Below are 19,867 nucleotides of genomic sequence, written 5' to 3'. Positions count from 1 at the left end.
TTGCCATTTTTGAATGCTCATGACCATTAGGGTCACTCCGCTTCAAAACCGGCTTCGCGCCTGGAAAGACAAGCGTTTTCACTCATTCTGTTTTATTATATTTACTTCTCGTCTTGCAGTCCTTTTTCCATTGCTTTCCACGACAACGTCGCACATTTAATACGTGCCGGGAATTTTGCGACACCTTGCAGCGCTTCAATATCGCCAAGGTCTAAGTCATCCGGATAGTCATTGCCAAGCATCATTTCAGAAAAAACATTGGAAAGCTGCAGTGCGTAATCTATATTCTTGCCTTTAATAGCCTGCGTCATCATCGATGCGGAAGACATAGAAATGGAGCAGCCTTCCCCGTCAAATTTCGCCTCTGTGACAATCCCGTCTTCTACATTCATCGTCAAATGAATACGATCGCCGCACGTCGGGTTATTCATATCAACTGTGACGCTGCCGTCTTCAATTGACCCTTTATTGCGCGGATTTTTATAATGATCCATAATCACTTGACGGTACAGTTGATCTAAATTATTAAAAGACATCTGAGAAATACTCCTTTGTTTTTAACAAACCGGCGGCAAGTCTGTCGATATCTTCTTCCGTGTTGTACAAATAAAAGCTTGCGCGGGCTGTCGCGGATACATCCAGCCATTTCATCAGCGGCTGTGCGCAATGGTGGCCGGCGCGGACAGCGATGCCTTCCGCGTCAAGTACCGTCGCTACATCATGTGGATGAACGTCATCTAAATTAAACGTCACCACGCCGGCACGGTCTTTTCCGCTTTTCGGACCGTAGATCGTGAGCCCCGGAATTTCAGGCAGTTTTTCAAGCGCATATGATGCCAGTTTATGCTCATGCTGTTCGATCGCATCAAGACCGATTTCGTTCAGGAAATCAATCGCTGCTCCTAATCCGACAGCGCCGGCAATAATCGGTGTGCCGCCCTCAAATTTCCACGGAAGCTCTTTCCAGGTTGATTCATAAAGACCAACAAAATCAATCATTTCGCCGCCAAATTCAATCGGCTCCATGTTGTTTAAGTGCTGCTCTTTCCCGTATAATACCCCAATTCCGGTCGGGCCGCACATTTTATGACCCGAAAAAGCAAGAAAATCGCAATCGAGCTTTTGTACGTCAATGTGAATATGCGGAGCGGCCTGCGCGGCATCAACGACCATAACAGCTCCGTTTTCATGGGCGATTTTTGTGATATCTTCAATCGGATTGATCGTACCAAGTACATTCGAGACCATCATGACAGAAACAATTTTCGTATTTGAAGTGACTGTTGCTTTCACATCTTCCATCGAGATCGTTCCGTCATCCTGCATTGGAATGTATTTGAGCGTTGCACCCGTAAATTTAGCCAGCTGCTGCCATGGAATAATGTTTGAATGGTGCTCCATGTATGTGATGACAATTTCGTCACCCTCTTTCACATTGGCCCGTCCATAGCTTTGAGCAACAAGGTTTAATGCTGTCGTTGTTCCGCGTAAAAAGACGATTTCTTTTGTGGACGATGCATTGATGAAGCGGCGCACTTTATCGCGCGCCCCTTCATACAAATCCGTCGCCCGGTTGCCGAGCGTGTGAACGCCGCGGTGGACGTTCGAGTTATGCTGGCGGTAATAGGCGTTCAATGCTTCAATCACTTGAACAGGTTTTTGCGATGTTGCCGCGCTGTCAAGATAAACGAGTGGATGGCCGTTCACTTCTTGATCGAGAATCGGAAAATACTTTCTCAATTCTTTTGCGTTCATTGGCGTACTTTCCTTTCAATGACACCTGTTAATTGCTGTTTCACATTTTCGATTGGCAATTTATTGACAACCGGTGCTAAGAAGCCGTGAATAACAAGGCGTTCCGCTTCCTGCTGCGTGATGCCGCGGCTCATTAAATAATAAAGCTGAAGTGGATCAACACGTCCGACAGAAGCGGCGTGTCCCGCTGTTACATCATCTTCATCAATCAACAGAATCGGATTCGCATCCCCGCGCGCTTTTTCGCTGAGCATCAACACGCGTGATTCCTGCTCGGCATTTGATTTTGACGCGCCGTGTTCGATTTTGCCAATTCCGTTGAAGATCGATTTTGCTTCGTCTTTCATGACACCGTGTTTCAAAATGTAGCCTTCTGTATGCTTGCCGAAATGAACGACTTTTGTTGTAAAATTCATGGACTGTTTACCACGGCCGACAACGACCATTTTTGTATCAGCGAATGAACCATCACCGATTAAGTTCGTCACATTTTCAGAAACGGTATTGCCGTCGTTCATGACACCAAGTGACCATTCGATGCGTGCATTTGGTGCTGTAATACCTCGGCGGTTTACATACGTTGTGACGTTTTCGGCAAGCGTATCAACCGCTCCGTAAGATACTTGCGCGTTATCGCCTGCAATAACTTCCGTGATAATGTTCGCAACACCTTGCTCTGTTTCCACTGTGGAAATGTAGTTTTCTACGTATGTGACTGAGCTGTTCGCTTCCGCCACAACGATGACGTGGTTGAAAAGAGCCGCATCTTTATCGTCATGAATGAACACAGCCTGTACCGGTTCCTTAATCTCCACGTTTTTCGGTACGTATAAAAATACGCCGCCATTTACAAGCGCTGTATGAAGAGCGGTCAATTTATGCTCATCCGCTTTGACTGCCTGCGTCATAAAATATTTTTGAAGAAGTTCGCCATGTTCTTTTGCCGCTGTCGCGAAATCAGTGAAAATAACGCCTGCTTCTTTCAATTCGGAAGATATATTTAAAATGGATGGTGTTCCATTGCGCTGTACATATACATTTTGAACGGAACTTTCTTCACCAACGACCGCCTTTGCCTCTTCCGGAAGAGCCGCAAGCGATTCAAATGGAGTACTCTGTACATTGTGTGTGCCGAACTCCGTAAAATTCCATTTATCGATTTTTGTTTTATCCGGTTTTGGCAGCGGAAGATCCTCCGCTTTGTTAAACGCATCAAGACGGGCGTTTAACAGCCATTCAGGTTCGTTGTTTGCAGCTGAGAAATCGCGGATTGCCGATTCGTCAACTGACCATTTTGTTTCAGTCATTGTTTGCTCCTCCTCGATTACTGTACCGTTTCGTCTTCGATGCCAAGTTCCTGTTTAATCCAGTCATATCCTTCTGCTTCAAGGCGTTCAGCCAATTCCGCACCGCCGGATTTCACGATTTTGCCCTGCATCATAACATGAACATGGTCAGGCGTGATGTAGTTCAAGAGACGCTGGTAATGGGTAATCATTAAGCAGCCAAAGTCTTCGCCGCGCATTTTGTTGATCCCTTTTGATACCACTTTAAGCGCATCGATATCAAGACCGGAGTCGATTTCATCAAGAATCGCAATTTTCGGCTCAATTGTCATTAATTGAAGAATTTCGTTGCGTTTTTTCTCCCCGCCAGAGAACCCTTCATTTAAATAACGCTGTGCCATATCCTGATCCATTTCAAGAAGGTCCATGTTTTTGTCCATTTGACGGATAAATTTCATGAGTGAAATTTCGTCTCCTTCTTCACGGCGTGCATTCACAGCAGAGCGAAGGAATTCCGCGTTTGTAACGCCTGTAATTTCACTTGGATATTGCATCGCCAGGAAGAGGCCCGCACGAGCGCGCTCATCTACTTCCATTTCCAACACATCTTCACCGTCAAGCGTGATCGATCCTTGTGTTACCTCATATTTAGGGTGGCCCATGATCGCGGAAGAAAGCGTGGATTTACCTGTTCCATTCGGTCCCATGATCGCATGAAACTCGCCGCCTTTAATCTCAAGGTTGACCCCTTTTAAAATCTCTTTCCCGTCAATGGAGACGTGAAGATCTTTAATTGTTAATGTTGATTGTGACATGTTTTACCCTCCGTATTCATCGGCTTGAGTAACCGATTGTGTCTATTCTCAATTTATTCTCATTACAATCTTATAACAAATAGAATTTATATTCAACCCAAGAAAACGATTACAATTTGTATTCGCAAATAAAAGTAGAAAAACCGGCTTTTATGCCGGTTTCCCCTCTTTTCGTTACGATATGTGATTGGTAAATTTCCGGTTAAAATCCGCAACCATGCGTCTGCTTTCCAGGTAATCCTGCTCGCGCTGCTGCTCGACGTCAATTCTCACTTCATGTTTCTGGCTGTACACCGCGTAGCCGACACCGTGTGATGCGTGCATCGCTTTTTCCATACCTTCTGTGTACTTCATATCCAGTGAGTTACTAATAGGGAATCAATCCTTTTCGTTTTTTTTGGAGAGCTGCTCCGTTATTAATGGTAACAGCTTACAGCCTGGACGCGCAAAGGCCATAAAACCGCCTGAGATCCTCTCACATGTTGTGAGCTCCAATATACTCTTGTATATATCCCTATACGCAGAATATAAACCAAATCCTCACAAATTCGTAATTGTTTGAAAACTTCCATTGAAAAAACCCGGCGAAATGCCGGGCGTCATCTGAAATTATTCGGTTACAGGAACGACTGCGCCGCCCCATTCCGCTAAAATAAAGTCTTGAATCTCTTGAGAATGAAGCACTTCAACGAGCGCTTTAATTTTTTCTTGGTTTTCATCACCGGAGCGAACCGCAATCACGTTCACGTATGGAGATTCTTTGTCTTCAATGGCAATGGAATCTTCAAGCGGATTCAAGCCGGCGTCAATCGCGTAGTTTGAGTTGATCAAGACAGCATCGCCTTCTCCATTATTATACACTTGCGGAAGCAGCGCTGCTTCATATTGATAATCAAATTGGAAGTTCTTTTTGTTTTCGGCAATATCATCAATTGTTGCTTCTTCTTTCACAACGCCATCTTTCAGCGTAATAAGACCTTGTGCTTCAAGCATTGTTAAAATACGGCCGTGGTCCGCAACAGATGAGCTCATCAAAATGGTTGCACCTTCTGGAAGTTCGTCCAGGCTCTTATATTTTTGTGAATAGACACCGATTGGTTCAATATGAATACCGCCGGCGTTGACGAAATCATAACCGTGTTCTTTTTTCTGCGCTTCAAGGTATGGAATGTGCTGGAAATAGTTTGCGTCAATTTCGCCTTCTTCTAGCACCTTGTTTGGTAAAATGTAATCCTGGAACGTTTCGATTTCAAGATCATATCCTTTTTCTTTAAGCAGCGGTTTTGCTTCTTCTAAAATAACGGCATGCGGTACATTCGATGCCCCTACGACTAATGCAGTATCTTCTTCCGATGAACCTGAATCTGCACTTTCGTTATCTGTTGTTTCTTCTCCGCCTCCGCATGCTGCCAAAACAAGTACGATGGCAGCTGTTAAGAAGCCTAAAAGCCATTTTTTCATCATGAAATTCCTCCTGAAAAATATATTTTATCGTTTATCGAGCTTGCGGGTTGCCGTATCGCCGATAAACTGAATGATAAACACAATAATTAAAATAATGATTGTTGCCATCATCGTCACATCATTGCGGCTGCGCTGGAAACCATCAAGATACGCAAGATTCCCGAGACCGCCTGCGCCGATGACACCGGCCATTGCCGTGTAGCCGACGAGCGCAATCGCTGTAACGGTAATCCCGGAAACAAGTGCCGGCATCGATTCCGGAAGTAATACTTTCCGGATAATCGTACCGGTTGATGCCCCCATCGCACGCGCCGCTTCAATAACGCCTTTGTCTATTTCCCGCAAGGCAATTTCGACCATCCGGGCATAAAATGGCGCCGCACCGATAATCAGTGCCGGAAGCGCCGCATTCTCACCAATAATCGTTCCGACAACCGCTTTTGTAAATGGAATGAGCAAAACGATTAAAATGATAAAGGGAATGGAGCGGAATACGTTGACGATGATAGCTGTTACGCCATACACAGCTTTATTTTCCCACAACTGCCCTTTCGATGTTAAAAAGAGCAGGAGACCGAGTAATATACCTAAAATAAAGGTGATAATGACTGAAATACTCGTCATATAAAGCGTCTGTACTGTTGCTTCCCACATTTTTTCCCAATCGACATTCGGAAACCATTGTTCAGTCATACGCTCCGACCTCCGAATCCACTTGCTGTGCATCTAAAAATGCCACCGCTTTGTTCACTTCAGAAGTATCACCCGTTAAGTGAACATACAATGTTCCATAGGCACCATTTTGTGTCTGTGAAATTTTCCCCTGCAAAATGTTAACAGCCACGTCAAACTGGCGGATCAATTCGGTTATCACCGGCTGTTCAGCTGAAACGCCAACGAACGTTAATTTCACAATTTTCCCATTTGGATGAGCTTCAAGCAAATGCTGAATCGTTTCTTTTGATTCGTCCGGCTCTGTCACCTGCTGGACAAACCGCTTTGTAATCGGCTGTTCCGGACGGCGGAATACATCCAGTACCGGTCCAAGCTCCACAATTTTACCCGCTTCCATCACCGCCACACGATGACAAATTTTCCGGATGACATGCATTTCATGCGTAATGAGCACAATGGTCAAACCGAGCCTTTGATTAATATCAACGAGCAGTTCTAAAATGGAATCTGTTGTCTGCGGATCGAGAGCGGACGTTGCTTCATCACACAGTAATACTTTCGGATTATTGGCAAGCGCCCGGGCAATGCCGACACGCTGCTTTTGACCGCCCGACAGCTGTGACGGATACGAATCTCCCCGTCCATCGAGTCCGACGAGTTCAATCAGTTCGTTTACCCGCTTGTCCCGTTCCTCCTTTGACACGCCGGCTATTTCAAGCGGGAATGCAATGTTGCCGCGAACCGTGCGTGACCAAAGCAGGTTAAAGTGCTGAAAAATCATGCCGATCTCCTGGCGTGCTTTGCGAAGTTCGCCGCCTTTAATTTTTGACACCGCGCGCCCTGCAACCGTGACAGAGCCTTCCGTTGGTGTCTCCAGACCGTTCAGCATCCGGATAAGCGTACTTTTTCCTGCACCGCTGTAGCCGATCATGCCAAAAATTTCCCCTTCCTGAACGGATAGGTTTATATCACTCACAGCCGTCACCGGACCGTTTTTCGTTTGAAAGATCTTCTTGGCCTGTTCGATTAAAATCATGATGTCAACTCCTCTCCATAAAAAAAACCTATCTGCTCAAAATGACAGAAAGGCGAAGCGTTACGTTCCTTCCTCTCATCTGCCGGAGCAAACTGCTTCGTGTGATTTAGCACCTTTTCTATAAAAGACGGTTGCTGGGCTTCATCGGGCACGTCCCTCAGCCTCTCTTGATAAGAGCTTGTTATGAATCTGAATGGATTTTAACATTCACAAAACAATTATGTCAACAAAACATTTTTCAATCCCGACTGAAATAAATGGCATTACATTCATGATCGTATTTCTTCATATATATATGGAACTGACTGAAAAGCGTAAATTTTCTTTTTTAGTTTCCCGTTTGAAAATAAAAGTAAACACGGTACGCTTTCAATCTCAAATTCACGCGCCAGATCCTCATAATAATTTAAATTGATCCGCTCAAGCGGCACATCAATGTTCATCGCTTCGACAACATCAAGCATTCTGCCGGCGACCTGGCATGTGCCGCACATCGGTGTATAGGCATATAATGCTGCTTTTGGTGCAGCCATTAATGGTTGAATGAATTGTGTCGTTTCCATCACTATTGTGAACCTTCTTTCTGCAAAAATTCTCCATGCACGTCGATATCCGCGCTCATTAAAACAGAAGCGAGATAATAATGCGGTGCAGCCGCGACTTCTTTGTAGCGGCGGTCAATATAAAGATGCCGCGCTTCAGGAAGCTCCCGTTTAAACTGACGGCGCAATTTTTCGCCTGATGCATCCGCGTCAACTAAGATGTAAACGTCCCGTCCGAATAACTCATCTACAAGCTCATCGAGACGCGACACACCAATCGTTCCGTTCGTGCAAATGATGTCCACTGGCTCCTTCACAATTTCAGCCACCCGTTTCCGATCAGACGATCCTTCCACGATAATTGTTTTTTCCACCAACATCACCATCCCCCCGCTGCATGTTGTTATCTCTATTGTCACCTGTTTTCATGGAAAATGCAAAATAAAAAGACCGGCAAAAAACCGGCCCTTGAATTAATCTTCTTTTGTCATTTCTTCATATTGCTCAGCAGTCATGAGATCGTCAATTTGAGACGCATCAGACGGCTCAACAACAATCATCCATGCTTTTTCATAAGGAGATTCGTTGACAAATTCCGGGCTGTCATCCAGCTCTTCGTTCACTTCAACAACCTTCCCGCTGATCGGTGCATACAATTCAGAAACCGTTTTAACGGATTCAACGCTGCCGAATGGTTCGTCAGCTGTTACGTCATCACCGACAGACGGAAGCTCAACGAATACGATATCGCCAAGTTCAGATTGGGCGAAATCCGTGATTCCGATGCGCACTTTCCCGTCTTCTTGTTTTACCCATTCATGTTCTTCAGAATAACGCAGCTCTTTAGGCAAATTCATTTGTTTGTCCCTCCAGATTAGAATAATTACACTTTACACTTTACTGATTATTCATACAGAAAGCAAGAAGATCAATGCCATTTTTGTGCATATTCTTCTTCTTTGAAGCCAACTGTCACGATTTCGTTGCTGATCGCGAGCGGCCGCTTTATTAACATGCCGTCCGATGCCAGTATGTCAAGCAGCTCATCATCTGAAGCGGATGCGACTTTATCCTTTAATCCGAGCTCCCGGTATTTTTGCCCGCTCGTGTTAAAAAACTTCTTTAACGGCAGTCCGCTTTTTTCATAGGCTTTTTTCAATTCCGCTTTGGACGGCGGCGTTTCCACAATATGAACCGCTTCGTATGATACATTGTGTTCATCCAGCCATTTTTTTGCATTGCGGCACGTCCCGCATTTTGGATACCAATAAAACTTCATAATTAAATCACCTCAACGGATGATTTTCGACACGTTTTATATAAATCCTTCTTCCAATTGAGCGTCCGGATTCAAATTTGGTTGTGAATAATTATAAATGCCCTAGTTCATCTGGATTTATTCACGTTTATCTCCTTTTGCTCACGCTAAAAAGCCCCCTTTTTGTCAAAAGGGGCTCTCGTTTATTAAACGACGTATTTCAACGTATTGTTCAGTCTGTCTGCTGCTTCACGCTTTTTCGCGATAACATTGACCGGGGTGTGGCGGCCGAGTTTACGCAATACAGACATCATCATGCGTAGGCTGTCACCGGATTCAATTGCCACGAGCGTTTCTTTTGCATGTGCTTCAATGTCATTAAAGGCTTCCTGGCAGAAAATTTGTGTGTACAAAAGTTTCTGTTTGCTTTTTTCTTCTCCGGACTCTTCAATTGCTTTTTCAGTGCGTAATACCGCTGATTCCATTGCGTAGACTAAATTCGCCAAATCCGCGATATTGGCCAACACTTCCTGCTCCGCTTCAAGCGCTTTTCCGTATTTTTGAACGGCAAGACCAGCTGCTAAAAGCGCGATTTTCTTCGCATTTTTCACGAGCATTTTTTCTTGCGCAAGTACAGCTTCCCCCGGCTCTTCCGGCATGAGCATCATGATTTCCCCCTGCAGCGCCTGTGCTTTTTCAAACAGCGGCAGTTCGCCTTTGAACGCTTTTTTCACAAATGTGCCCGGTACAAGCAGCCGGTTAATTTCATTCGTGCCTTCGAAAATGCGGTTAATGCGGGAATCGCGGTACATTCTCGCAATTTCATACTCTTCCATAAACCCGTAACCGCCGTGGATCTGTACACCTTCATCGACAACATAATCAAGTACTTCTGACCCGAAAAATTTGCCGAGTGAACACTCAATGGCATATTCGGCAACGGATGCCGCAATCGACTTGCCATCTTTTTGTTCTTCTTCAGACAGCGCACTCATCCGCTCTTCAAAATAGCCGACCGTCCGGTAAATCGCACTTTCTGCCGCATATATTTTCGATGCCATCGTCCCAAACTTTTCTTTAATTAAATTAAAGTTGGCAATCGGCGTTTTGAACTGCTGGCGCTCATTGGCGTATTTCAGTGAAATATCAAGAGCCCGCTTCGCACTTCCGACCGTACCGACGCCTAGTTTGTAACGTCCGATGTTTAAAATATTAAACGCAATCACATGCCCGCGTCCCGCTTCCCCAAGCAAATTTTCGACCGGCACTTGCGCGTCCGATAAAATCAATGTCCGCGTTGATGAACTTTTGATTCCCATTTTTTCTTCTTCCGCTCCGGTGGATACACCCGGATACTCTTTCTCTACAATAAACGCTGAAAATTGTTCTCCATCAATTTTCGCGTACACAATGAACACATCGGCAAAGGCCGAGTTCGTGATCCACTGTTTTTCCCCGTTCAACACGTAATGTGTCCCTGCTTCATTCAATTGGGCTGTCGTTTTCGCGCCCAATGCATCTGATCCCGAGCCGGGTTCCGTCAGTGCATATGCCGCAAAACGTGTGCCTGAAGCCAGATCCGGCAAATATTTTTGCTTTTGTTCTTCATTTCCAAATAACACAATCGGCAAAGATCCGATCCCGACGTGCGCACCGTGCGAAATGGAAAACCCGCCCGCGGCCGCCATTTTTTCGGCAATCAGCGCAGAACTGATTTTATCGAGATTCAGTCCGCCATATTCTTCGGGTACATCCGCTGCCAGCAGTCCAAGCTCACCCGCTTCCTGCAATAATTTCACCGAACGGTCAAATTCATGCTTTTCTAAATATGGTAATGCCGGCATGACGCTGCCCATGACATATTCTTCCGTCGTTTTTGCAATCATTTTCTGTTCATCTGAAAAATCTTCCGGTGTGAAAATGGAGTTGAATGCCGCTTCTTCTATTAAAAACGAACCGCCTTTTGCTGCCATGATCATTTCCCCCTTTTATTCCATCATTTCAAAGACGCCGGCGGCCCCCATGCCGCCGCCGATGCACATCGTGACGATGCCGAACTGCTGCTTGCGGCGCTTCAATTCATGCAATAATGACAAAGTCAGCTTTGCCCCGGAACAGCCAAGTGGATGGCCAAGTGCAATCGCCCCTCCGTTTACATTGACAATGTCTTCATTCAGCCCGAGCTCCCGAATGACCTGAATCGACTGGGATGCGAACGCTTCATTCAGTTCAAACAAATCAATATCCGATAATTCCAGTCCGGCGAGCTTCAATGCTTTTGGCACCGCGACAACCGGCCCGACACCCATAATTTCCGGCGGCACGCCCCCAACCGCAAACGAGCGGAACTTCGCAATCGGGGTGAGCCCGAGTGACTCCGCTTTTTCCCGTTCCATCACCATCACCACCGCTGCGCCGTCAGACGTTTGTGAAGCATTGCCGGCCGTTACGGTGCCTGTAACTGAAAATGCCGGACGCAATTTTGCCAAGCCTTCCATCGATGTACCATGCCGCACCCCTTCATCTTGTGAAAAAACAACATGATCCTCTGTTAATTTATGATCAGCACCAACATCTCTGAACGTCACTTCGACCGGCACAATTTCATCGGCAAATTTCCCTTCCGCAATGGCACGGGCGGCCCTTTCATGACTGCGGACCGCAAACGCATCCTGGTCCTCGCGTGAAATCCCGTACTTCTTTGCCACTTCCTCTGCTGTATGCCCCATCGACATGTAATACCCCGGCATCTCTTCCGCTATCCGCACATTCGGCCTTGCGACATGACCCATCATCGGGACATGGCTCATCGATTCCGCTCCCCCTGCGATAATCGTGTCCGCGTGTCCGATCATGATTTTTTCTGCTGCATAGGCGATGGACTGCAAGCCAGAAGAACAATACCGGTTAATCGTAATAGCCGGTACGTCATGCGAAAGTCCAGCGAGGGCGCCGATATTCCGCGCCATATTCAATCCTTGCTCCGCTTCTGGCATCGCACACCCAATAATGAGATCGTCTATATTGCCATCGTAGCTGCCGGCTCTTTTCAGCGTTTCTTTTACAACAATGGCCCCGAGATCATCCGGCCGCGTATTCCGCAATGTCCCTTTTTTTGCCCGGCCGACCGGTGTACGCGCACCGGCGACAATGACCGCTTCCTTCATTTCTATCTCCCCTTTAATTACGAAGTGGTTTCCCTTTAACGAGCATATGCTGCATGCGCTGCTGTGTGTTCGGCTGTGCTACGAGCTGTAAAAATGCTTCCCGCTCCAGATCCAGCAAATATTGTTCATCAACTTCCGTTCCGAATGGTACATTCCCGCCTGCAATCACCCATGCCAGTTTTTTCGCAATCGTTAAGTCATAGTCGGAAATGAAACCGGACGCGTGCATCGACTGGGCCCCGAGCAATAAGGTGGCATAACCTGTTTCACCCGTGACCGGCACTTTTTTGCGAATAGGTGCTGTGTATCCATTCTCGTGTAAATGAAGGACGGCCTGTTTCGCGTCATGCAGCAGGTGATCCTGATTCACGCTGATGCCGTCCGCTTTATATAAAAAGTTATGATCGCGTGCTTCCGCTGCGGAGGTGGACACTTTAGCCATCGCAATCGTTTCAAATACTTTATTGGCAACTGCCTGTAAATCAACCGTAACACCTGCCGGCAGCTGCTCAAGGTGGCGGATATAAAGCTCTTTATTGCCCCCGCCGCCTGGAATGAGTCCAACTCCGACTTCCACAAGGCCCATATACGATTCCATGGATGCCTGAATATGGGCAGCTGGTAAACACACTTCTGTTCCACCTCCGAGTGTCATCGCAAACGGGGCCGCGACAACCGGTTTTGCACTGTATTTGATTTTCATCATCGCCTGCTGGAACCCTTTAACGACCATGTCGATTTCCCATATGCCATCATCCTGGGCAGCCATTAAAATCATCGCAAGATTCGCGCCAACACAGAAGTTTTTCCCCTGATTTCCGATGACCAGCCCTTTATAATTTTTCTCGACTTCATCGACCGCTGTGTTGATCATTTGCACAATATCCATGCCGATTGCATTGTTCGGGGAAGTAAATTCAAGCAGTGCCACACCGTCGCCCAGATCAATCAAATTCGCTCCGCTGTTTTGTTTTATGATTTTCCCGTCTTCTTTCAGCTGTTTCAAATCGATGACTTTCGCATTTTTTTCAATCGGTTTGTACGATTGAGTTAACGGATCGTAATAATGACCGTCTTTATAAAATGAGCCGTCCATTTCTTTCACCCAGTCCGGTACGCTGCGGCCTTCCAATTCCATCTTTTTGATTGAATCAGCGACACCGATTTTATCCCATATTTCAAATGGGCCTTCGTTCCAGCCAAATCCCCATTTCATCGCCCGGTCAATCGACACGATATCATCGGCAATTTCACCGGTTAATTCCGCTGAATAAAGAAGCGTGGGGGCGAGCATCTTCCAGATAAACTGCCCCGCCTGATCATTCGCATAGGCGAGTGTCTTCCATTTCGCTGCCCCTTTTTGCTGTTTGGCCATTTCGATTGAAGCCGCTTTCATTTTCTTCCGTTCAATATATTCCATTGAATTTGGGTCTAATTCAAGAATCGTCTTCCCATCCTTTTTAAAGAAGCCCTGCCCCGCTTTTGCACCGATCCAGCCTTTGTCACGCATGTTCAACAGCACATCAGGTATATCAAATACGGCTTTTTCCTCACCATCCACTTGATCATAAACATTTTTAGCGACGTGTATGAACGTATCAAGCCCGACGACATCGAGCGTTCTGAACGTAGCGCTTTTCGGCCGGCCGATCAGCGGTCCTGTCATTGAATCGACCTCACCCGGTGATAAGTTCATCTCGGTCATGACATGCATGGTTTTCAGCAAGCCGTATGTGCCAATCCGGTTTGCGATAAAATTCGGCGTGTCTTTCGCTAATACGACCCCTTTGCCGAGCACGTCTTCCCCAAACATTTTCATATACTCTAACACTTCCGAAGCTGTTTCAGACGTCGGAATGATCTCAAGCAATTTCAAATAGCGCGGCGGGTTAAAAAAATGCGTGCCTAGAAAATGCTTCTTAAAATCTTCACTCCGGCCTTCCTTCATGGCTTCAACGGAAATACCGGATGTGTTGGAGGAAACGATGCTCCCCTTCTTCCGATGCTGATCTACTTTTTCAAATACAGCTTTCTTTACATCAAGACGCTCCACAACAACTTCAATAATCCAGTCGGCTTCCGCCAATTTGTCCAAGTCATCTTCCAGATTGCCAGCTGCGATCAACGCGGCGTTTTTTGGGGACGAAAGCGGAGCAGGTTTTTGTTTAAATAGTTTTTGAAGAGCGCTTTCAGAAAGTTCATTTCGATTTTGCGCATGTTCCGGGACGATATCAAGTAAAATAGATGGAATGCCTATGTTCGCAAGGTGCGCTGCAATGCCGGAACCCATAACACCGGAACCGATAACCGCTGCTTTTCGAATGTGCTGAACCACGTTCATATCCCCCTTTGAATGAATGCTCATTCATTTATTCTATTTTTACTATACAGCACTCTTTTTTAAATTTCAACTGTCACTTTCGGAAAAAACGGGTAAACTGAATTATAGTTGAGAGGGGGTATTTGCCATGAGAGAAAAAGCCGTACAGCTTATTGTTTTAATTAGTGTTGTAGCGCTTATTTATTTTGGAATACGCTATTTTTCAAATGAATTGTCGGTCGCGTTTACGTATCTCGCTGGAATCGTTTCCATTTTCGTCGTGTTTAATTTACTTTTATTCGATTCGCGGGGCACGAATTCAAAAGTGGCATGGATTGCGATCGTCCTCGTCTTTCCGCTGGCGGGAGCCATTGTTTATTCCGTATTCGGACGCGATCCGCGCAACCGGATGCTGCCGAAGCATGTCATTGCGGAAACGACAAGATTTATCACCACCATGCGCCATCAAGGGGAGAAATGGGATGTTTCCGATGTTTTGCCTCAAGCGAAAAAGATCCAAAACATGACGGGCTTTGAAGCGCTGGCCGGCAATAAAGTTGATATATTAACAAACGGAGAAGAAACGTTCCCTGCCATTCTCGATGCCATCCGCCATGCGGAACATCACATTCACATTCAATTTTATATTTTCCGGGAAGATGACATTTCAACCGAAATACGTGATGCTCTCGTCGAGCGGGCAGAAGCAAATGTTCACGTCCGATTTTTGTATGACGGGCTTGGTTCATCCGGATTATCGGAAGCATTTTTAAGCCCTTTGAAAGAAGCCGGCGGTGAAGCGTATGCGTTTGATCCGATTGTATCCCCATGGTTTACGCGCACAGCGAATTTACGCAATCATCGGAAAATCGTCGTTGTGGACGGACATACCGGCTTTACCGGCGGGCTCAATGTCGGTGAAGAATACCGGAGTAATACGGAACAGTTTGAAGTGTGGCGTGACACGCACTTACGAATGGAGGGGCCGGCTGTCCGCCAGCTGCAGGAGTCCTTTATAACCGATTGGATTCATGCGACACATGCTAAAACGTCCCTACTGGATGAATTAAAAGAAGCATTTCGATTTTCCGCTTATTTTCCATCTGAACCGCACGAAGCAGACGAGATGGTTCAGACCGTGTATGGCGGCCCGTATAATGAAGAACGCGATGTGCGCGATGCGATGATGGAAATGATCCAGACCGCGGAAAAATCGATTTGGATTGCATCCCCTTACTTTGTACCGGATGATGAGGCGCTGGCTGCTGTGCGCGTTGCGGCCCGAAGCGGAAAAGATGTGCGCGTGATCGTGCCGGGTAAAGGGGACCGCACGATTTCCTTTTACGGAACGAATTCTTATTTTCATGATCTGTTGAGCGCTGGTGTGAAAGTGTTCGCGTACCGTGATGATTCCTTCATTCATTCAAAAGTACTGCTGATTGACGGGCAGCACGCGATTGTCGGCACAGCCAACTTTGACGTCCGCAGCTTCCGGCTCAATCATGAACTCATGACATTCATCTACAACCGGACACCTGCCGTCGAAAAAGTCGAGGTAGATTTTTTAAATGATTTCTCGGTATCTGTTCCAATCAGCCGCGAACGGTATGAACATAGAAGTTTCCCGACACGAATCGGCGAATCACTCGCCCGGCTGCTGTCGCCTATTTTATGAAGGCTGCTCTGTAAGGTGATCAATCATCACTTACAGAGCAGCCTCTTTTCGTTTATTAAATTCTGAAAAGCTTATCGGTCTTCTACTACTATATAAGCCGCTTTCACAGGACCGTGCACCCCGACAACGAGGTTCATTTCAATATCGGCCGAGTTGCTTGGGCCGGTGATAAAATTGATGCAGGACGGAATCGTTTCTCCCGACTGTACACGGCGCGAAATCTCCTGCGCGGCCTGCGTCATGCGCGGGACAATCGTACTTTTTGGGATAATCGCAATGTATTTGTGCGGAAGCAGGCTGACGGATCGTCCTTTGTCAGAACTTGAAAACAAGACAACCGTACCTGATTCAGCAAGCGTCATATCGCTGAATGTGATGCCAATGTTCGCCCGTTCCGCTTCTGCAATGTTGGCTTTCCCGCGGAATGAGTCCCATTCGTTCACTTCGACACTGCGGGCCGGCCACGTTTCACGAATGAGTTCTCCAAGGCCGAATTCGTCAAAGCGGGGATCACGCCATAATGAAATCGGTCCGCCTCCGTACAAATTCACGGTTGATTCCAGCACCGTTTCGAGCTTATCACTGGTCGTTTCAATTAATTCCGTATGAATAAGCCGGCATTGATCGCGCAAAACGGTCATAAGTTCATCCGGTGTTTTGCCGCTCAATGTTTTGTCCTGCGGTCGGAATTTCCAGTTGCGCTCTGGTTTTACAGACGTATTCCGGCTGCGGCCGAGCTGTGCGGCCACGTTAGTTAAAAAGGAATCACGATGATGGATCATTGGCCGCTTCCTCCTTTTTCATGGTCTTTAAACCAGTCACGGAACCGTTCTTTATTCGGTGCCGGAAATTCACGAATTTCCGTCCATGCTTTCAAAGGACCTGGTCCGTTTGAAATCCGGTCATTTTTCGTAAACGGCTTCATCATGGCGGAGGCCATTTTTGAGCCGGCTCCATAAATCGGGTTTGATGCCGCTCCGAGTCCGAACGCCTTCATCGCCAGCTTTTCTGATATTGGCGCCCGTCCTTCTTTTTCCACAATCACCTGCCGATGTTTATGCAAAAGCTCATGCAGCGGAATTTTCACCGGACATGCATCGGTACACGCTGCGCACAATGTTGATGCATAAGGTAAATCTTTAAAATCATCGTATCCGCCGAGAAGCGGTGTGAGGACAGCGCCAATCGGGCCAGGATAAATGGAATTGTATGAGTGTCCGCCGATATGGCGGTAAACAGGGCACACATTAATGCAGGCCGCACAGCGAATGCACTGTAAAACGGATTGGAATTCCGTTCCTAAAATCTTCGAGCGGCCGTTATCCACAATGACCAGGTGGAATTCTTCCGGTCCATCGGCATCCCCTTCCTGACGGGGTCCGGACAGTGCCGTGATGTAACTTGTTAATTTTTGTCCGACCGCACTGCGCGTCAGCAGGCTGACCAAAACGTCAAGTTCTTCAAATGTCGGCACAATCCGTTCCATGCCCATCACCGTAATTTGCGTTTTCGGCAAAGCTGATACGAGACGCGCATTGCCTTCATTCGTTACGAGGCTGATCGAACCGGATTCCGCGACCGCAAAATTGCAGCCGGTAATGCCGATGTCCGCCGTTAAAAATTCCTGACGCAGTTTTTCCCGGGCATGAAGCGCCAGCTCTTCCGGTTTCGATGTTAATTTATAATCTAATTTCTTCGCAAATACATCACGGATCTGTTCTTTATTTTTGTGAAGTGCCGGTGTAACAATATGAGACGGCGGATCATGTTCATCAAGCTGTAATATGTATTCGCCGAGATCCGTCTCGATCACTTCGCATCCTTCTTCTTCTAAAATTTGATTTAAGCCGATCTCTTCTGTCACCATCGACTTTGCCTTAACAATTTTTTTCCCATTCTTGGAATTAACAACTTCACGGACGTATGCATTTGCATCCTCTGCTGTTTCAGCAAAAAATACGTGTCCCCCGCGTTTTTGCACATTTTCTGTCAATTCATGCAAGTAGTAATCGAGGTTATCAAGCACATGCTTGCGAATTTCTTCCCCATGCGACCGCCACTCTTCCCAGTTGCCAAGCTCTTCTGCCGCATCGAGACGGCGCGTGCGAAGACGTTCCTGCGCACCCGCCACTGCACCGCGCATGAATGTATCCTGCATGTTTTCGTTTACGTTATCTTTAAATTTGCCTTCACCGATTTTCATTGCCATGTTGTTTTCCCCCTCACCGGCTGTTTAATACTTCCGCAATGTGCAGGACGCGGATCGGTTTTCCTCTTCGCTCGATTCGGCCGCCGATATTCATTAAACAGCCGCCATCAGCACCAATTAAAAAGTCGGCGCCGCTCATTTCCGCCGAGTCTACTTTTTCATCCACCATCTGCTTGGAAATATTGCCCATTTTCACCGAGAATGTGCCGCCGAACCCGCAGCAGTTATGCGCGTTGGGAAGCGGTTCAAATTTGAGCCCTTTGACATTTTTGAGCAGCGTCATTGGCGCGTCCTTTACGCCGAGAAGGCGCGTCATGTGGCAGGACGGGTGATACGTCGCTACACCGTTCAATTTGGCTCCTACATCTTCCACTTTCAAAACATCGACGATAAATTCTGTCAGTTCATACGTTTTCGACGCGAGCTTTTCCGCCCGTGGACGCCAAACAGGATCATCATGAAAAATATGCTGGTATTCTTTAAACATTGTCGCGCATGAACCCGACGGCGTTACCACCACTTCCGCATGTTCAAACGTCGCAATCATTTTTTTCATCGCATCTTTTGATTCTTCCACGTAGCCTGAGTTATAGGCCGGCTGGCCGCAGCACACCTGTCCCATCGGAAATTCAATCTCACAGCCGAGGCGCTCCAGCACTTCCACTGTGGCTTTGCCCACATCGGCCTGAAACATATCGACAATACACGTAATAAAAAGTGTCACCTTCACTTTGTTCACCCCATAAAGTAAGGTCATCTGATGACCTGTATACCATTTTTCTTTTTATCATACTACAAACGCTTACAAATTTTCAAATCCTTTTTCGAAACAAAAAAACCGGCTGCACTCCGCCGGTTTCCACCAAATTCAATGACTGTCCATGTAATCATGCAAGACGTTTTCAACATAATCAAGATGTGCGGCCATTGCCTTTCGCGCAGACGATGCATCACGGTTTTGAATCGCCCGCAAAATGGTTTCATGCTGCACATTGAGCTGGTCAACAGTCGCCGTTTCTTCATATAAACAAATACGGCGCGTTTCACGCATCGACTCCGCTGTCATATCGGATACATGATGCATTAAGCTCGCCAGCAATTTATTACCGGCTGCTTCGGCAATCGCCAAATGAAAGGCGAGATCCGCTTTCTCGCCAAGCTCTGCGTCCCCTGAATATTTCGCCATATCGGCAAATGCCTGCTCCATTGCGGCGAGATCTTCATCGGTGCGCCGTTCCGCTGCCGATGCCGCAATACCCGTTTCCAGAATTTTGCGCACTTCCATTAAACCGGTCAAATCATCGCGGTTCATTAACAGCGCACTCTGCAGCGGAAATGCGATCCCATCTGCAGAAAAGGACTTTACGTATGTTCCTTCCCCCTGCCTCATTTCAATCAAGCCCATCGCCCGGAGTGAGGTCAGTGCTTCCCTGATGGCAGAGCGCCCGACCTGAAAACTTTCCGCCAGCTGCTGGACGGAATCTAATTTTTCACCTGGCTGCAGGTCGCCGGAGCGAATGGATTCGAGCAGCGTTTCCGCTACTTCTTCATATATTTTTTTCGGTTTAATTTGCTTGTATTTCAACGTTATCGTCACCTCTTTATTTTATTATAAACACAAATAACAAAAAATTTTGATTGTTTTTTGAAAACATTCCCTCTATA

Annotated in this window: 20 protein-coding genes and 1 riboswitch; of the genes, 1 reads left to right on the top strand and 19 read right to left on the bottom strand. The window is 46.7% G+C overall.

Annotated elements, in window-relative coordinates; all coding sequences use genetic code 11:
- Nucleotides 1-101: 101 nt before the first annotated feature.
- From sufU to BTO30_RS08845, 15 genes are all read right to left on the bottom strand, one after another.
- Nucleotides 102-536 (bottom strand): Fe-S cluster assembly sulfur transfer protein SufU, encoded by a 435-nt coding sequence (sufU, locus tag BTO30_RS08915; protein ID WP_075398378.1) that lies wholly within the window; start codon nt 534-536, stop codon nt 102-104.
- Complete coding sequence (locus tag BTO30_RS08910; RefSeq protein ID WP_075398377.1) at nt 526-1,755, bottom strand: cysteine desulfurase; 1,230 nt, start codon at nt 1,753-1,755, stop codon at nt 526-528. The genes sufU and BTO30_RS08910 overlap by 11 nt, the downstream gene beginning before the upstream one ends.
- On the bottom strand, nt 1,752-3,062 hold the full coding sequence (gene sufD, locus BTO30_RS08905; RefSeq protein WP_075398376.1) for a Fe-S cluster assembly protein SufD: 1,311 nt from the start codon (nt 3,060-3,062) through the stop codon (nt 1,752-1,754). The genes BTO30_RS08910 and sufD overlap by 4 nt, the downstream gene beginning before the upstream one ends.
- Before the next feature lie 17 nt (nt 3,063-3,079).
- Nucleotides 3,080-3,856, bottom strand: coding sequence for a Fe-S cluster assembly ATPase SufC (gene sufC, locus BTO30_RS08900; RefSeq protein WP_075398375.1), 777 nt, complete (start codon nt 3,854-3,856; stop codon nt 3,080-3,082).
- A gap of 174 nt (nt 3,857-4,030) precedes the next feature.
- Nucleotides 4,031-4,192 carry a YuzK family famiily protein gene (locus BTO30_RS08895; RefSeq protein ID WP_245796395.1) on the bottom strand — a complete coding sequence of 54 codons (162 nt, stop codon included), beginning with the start codon at nt 4,190-4,192 and terminating at the stop codon, nt 4,031-4,033.
- Nucleotides 4,193-4,465: 273 nt separating this feature from the next.
- Entirely contained in the window at nt 4,466-5,317 is an 852-nt protein-coding gene (locus BTO30_RS08890; RefSeq protein ID WP_075398390.1) for a MetQ/NlpA family ABC transporter substrate-binding protein, read from the bottom strand.
- A 27-nt stretch (nt 5,318-5,344) separates the two neighbouring features.
- Nucleotides 5,345-6,013: a methionine ABC transporter permease gene (locus BTO30_RS08885; RefSeq protein ID WP_075398373.1), complete on the bottom strand. Its 669-nt coding sequence runs from the start codon at nt 6,011-6,013 to the stop codon at nt 5,345-5,347.
- Complete coding sequence (locus tag BTO30_RS08880; RefSeq protein ID WP_075398372.1) at nt 6,006-7,031, bottom strand: methionine ABC transporter ATP-binding protein; 1,026 nt, start codon at nt 7,029-7,031, stop codon at nt 6,006-6,008. Before BTO30_RS08880 ends, BTO30_RS08885 begins: the two co-directional genes overlap by 8 nt.
- Nucleotides 7,032-7,103: 72 nt before the next feature.
- Nucleotides 7,104-7,208, bottom strand: a riboswitch (SAM riboswitch).
- Between the two features lie 92 nt (nt 7,209-7,300).
- On the bottom strand, nt 7,301-7,594 hold the full coding sequence (locus BTO30_RS08875) for a thioredoxin family protein (RefSeq protein ID WP_075398389.1): 294 nt from the start codon (nt 7,592-7,594) through the stop codon (nt 7,301-7,303).
- Nucleotides 7,595-7,596: 2 nt separating this feature from the next.
- A complete protein-coding gene (locus BTO30_RS08870) occupies nt 7,597-7,953 on the bottom strand; it encodes a ribonuclease M5 (protein ID WP_143331930.1) in 357 nt (118 codons plus the stop codon).
- Between the two features lie 93 nt (nt 7,954-8,046).
- On the bottom strand, nt 8,047-8,430 hold the full coding sequence (gene gcvH / locus BTO30_RS08865) for a glycine cleavage system protein GcvH (protein ID WP_075398370.1): 384 nt from the start codon (nt 8,428-8,430) through the stop codon (nt 8,047-8,049).
- A 71-nt stretch (nt 8,431-8,501) separates the two neighbouring features.
- Nucleotides 8,502-8,852, bottom strand: a complete 351-nt coding sequence (locus tag BTO30_RS08860; protein WP_075398369.1) for an arsenate reductase family protein — start codon at nt 8,850-8,852, stop codon at nt 8,502-8,504.
- Between the two features lie 185 nt (nt 8,853-9,037).
- Nucleotides 9,038-10,810, bottom strand: a complete 1,773-nt coding sequence (locus BTO30_RS08855; RefSeq protein ID WP_075398368.1) for an acyl-CoA dehydrogenase family protein — start codon at nt 10,808-10,810, stop codon at nt 9,038-9,040.
- 9 nt (nt 10,811-10,819) lie between these two features.
- A complete protein-coding gene (locus BTO30_RS08850) occupies nt 10,820-11,998 on the bottom strand; it encodes an acetyl-CoA C-acetyltransferase (protein ID WP_075398367.1) in 1,179 nt (392 codons plus the stop codon).
- Nucleotides 11,999-12,011: 13 nt separating this feature from the next.
- Nucleotides 12,012-14,339 (bottom strand): 3-hydroxyacyl-CoA dehydrogenase/enoyl-CoA hydratase family protein, encoded by a 2,328-nt coding sequence (locus tag BTO30_RS08845; protein WP_075398366.1) that lies wholly within the window; start codon nt 14,337-14,339, stop codon nt 12,012-12,014.
- Between the two features lie 127 nt (nt 14,340-14,466).
- Between BTO30_RS08845 and cls the strand changes: the two genes are divergently transcribed.
- Nucleotides 14,467-15,993, top strand: a complete 1,527-nt coding sequence (gene cls / locus BTO30_RS08840; protein WP_075398365.1) for a cardiolipin synthase — start codon at nt 14,467-14,469, stop codon at nt 15,991-15,993.
- A gap of 71 nt (nt 15,994-16,064) precedes the next feature.
- Here cls and BTO30_RS08835 read toward each other — a convergent pair whose 3' ends face one another.
- The 4 genes from BTO30_RS08835 to BTO30_RS08820 all read right to left on the bottom strand — a co-directional run bounded on the left by BTO30_RS08835 (nt 16,065) and on the right by BTO30_RS08820 (nt 19,787).
- Nucleotides 16,065-16,775: a LutC/YkgG family protein gene (locus tag BTO30_RS08835; protein ID WP_075398364.1), complete on the bottom strand. Its 711-nt coding sequence runs from the start codon at nt 16,773-16,775 to the stop codon at nt 16,065-16,067.
- Entirely contained in the window at nt 16,772-18,202 is a 1,431-nt protein-coding gene (locus tag BTO30_RS08830; RefSeq protein ID WP_075398363.1) for a LutB/LldF family L-lactate oxidation iron-sulfur protein, read from the bottom strand. The genes BTO30_RS08835 and BTO30_RS08830 overlap by 4 nt, the downstream gene beginning before the upstream one ends.
- A 13-nt stretch (nt 18,203-18,215) precedes the next feature.
- A complete protein-coding gene (locus tag BTO30_RS08825) occupies nt 18,216-18,932 on the bottom strand; it encodes a (Fe-S)-binding protein (RefSeq protein ID WP_075398362.1) in 717 nt (238 codons plus the stop codon).
- Between the two features lie 138 nt (nt 18,933-19,070).
- The gene (locus BTO30_RS08820; RefSeq protein WP_075398361.1) at nt 19,071-19,787 is read right to left on the bottom strand and encodes a FadR/GntR family transcriptional regulator; all 717 of its coding nucleotides are present in this window, start codon (nt 19,785-19,787) and stop codon (nt 19,071-19,073) included.
- Nucleotides 19,788-19,867 lie beyond the last annotated feature (80 nt).

The sequence above is a fragment of the Domibacillus antri genome (genome assembly GCF_001936625.1).
GTDB lineage: Bacteria > Bacillota > Bacilli > Bacillales > Domibacillaceae > Domibacillus > Domibacillus antri.
The sequence above is the reverse complement of the archived record's forward strand: the minus strand, read 5'-3'. Positions and strand labels throughout refer to the sequence as shown.

Coding starts and splice junctions, on each gene's coding strand:
- BTO30_RS08910 (WP_075398377.1), bottom strand. CDS start 1,755: ATGAACGCAAAAGAATTGAGAAAGTATTTTCCGATTCTCGATCAAGAA.
- BTO30_RS08875 (WP_075398389.1), bottom strand. CDS start 7,594: ATGGAAACGACACAATTCATTCAACCATTAATGGCTGCACCAAAAGCA.
- BTO30_RS08830 (WP_075398363.1), bottom strand. CDS start 18,202: ATGGCAATGAAAATCGGTGAAGGCAAATTTAAAGATAACGTAAACGAA.
- BTO30_RS08870 (WP_143331930.1), bottom strand. CDS start 7,953: ATGTTGGTGGAAAAAACAATTATCGTGGAAGGATCGTCTGATCGGAAA.
- sufC (WP_075398375.1), bottom strand. CDS start 3,856: ATGTCACAATCAACATTAACAATTAAAGATCTTCACGTCTCCATTGAC.
- sufU (WP_075398378.1), bottom strand. CDS start 536: ATGTCTTTTAATAATTTAGATCAACTGTACCGTCAAGTGATTATGGAT.
- BTO30_RS08850 (WP_075398367.1), bottom strand. CDS start 11,998: ATGAAGGAAGCGGTCATTGTCGCCGGTGCGCGTACACCGGTCGGCCGG.
- gcvH (WP_075398370.1), bottom strand. CDS start 8,430: ATGAATTTGCCTAAAGAGCTGCGTTATTCTGAAGAACATGAATGGGTA.
- cls (WP_075398365.1), top strand. CDS start 14,467: ATGAGAGAAAAAGCCGTACAGCTTATTGTTTTAATTAGTGTTGTAGCG.
- BTO30_RS08860 (WP_075398369.1), bottom strand. CDS start 8,852: ATGAAGTTTTATTGGTATCCAAAATGCGGGACGTGCCGCAATGCAAAA.
- BTO30_RS08855 (WP_075398368.1), bottom strand. CDS start 10,810: ATGATCATGGCAGCAAAAGGCGGTTCGTTTTTAATAGAAGAAGCGGCA.
- BTO30_RS08845 (WP_075398366.1), bottom strand. CDS start 14,339: ATGAACGTGGTTCAGCACATTCGAAAAGCAGCGGTTATCGGTTCCGGT.
- BTO30_RS08885 (WP_075398373.1), bottom strand. CDS start 6,013: ATGACTGAACAATGGTTTCCGAATGTCGATTGGGAAAAAATGTGGGAA.
- BTO30_RS08880 (WP_075398372.1), bottom strand. CDS start 7,031: ATGATTTTAATCGAACAGGCCAAGAAGATCTTTCAAACGAAAAACGGT.
- BTO30_RS08890 (WP_075398390.1), bottom strand. CDS start 5,317: ATGAAAAAATGGCTTTTAGGCTTCTTAACAGCTGCCATCGTACTTGTT.
- BTO30_RS08895 (WP_245796395.1), bottom strand. CDS start 4,192: ATGGAAAAAGCGATGCACGCATCACACGGTGTCGGCTACGCGGTGTAC.
- BTO30_RS08835 (WP_075398364.1), bottom strand. CDS start 16,775: ATGATCCATCATCGTGATTCCTTTTTAACTAACGTGGCCGCACAGCTC.
- sufD (WP_075398376.1), bottom strand. CDS start 3,062: ATGACTGAAACAAAATGGTCAGTTGACGAATCGGCAATCCGCGATTTC.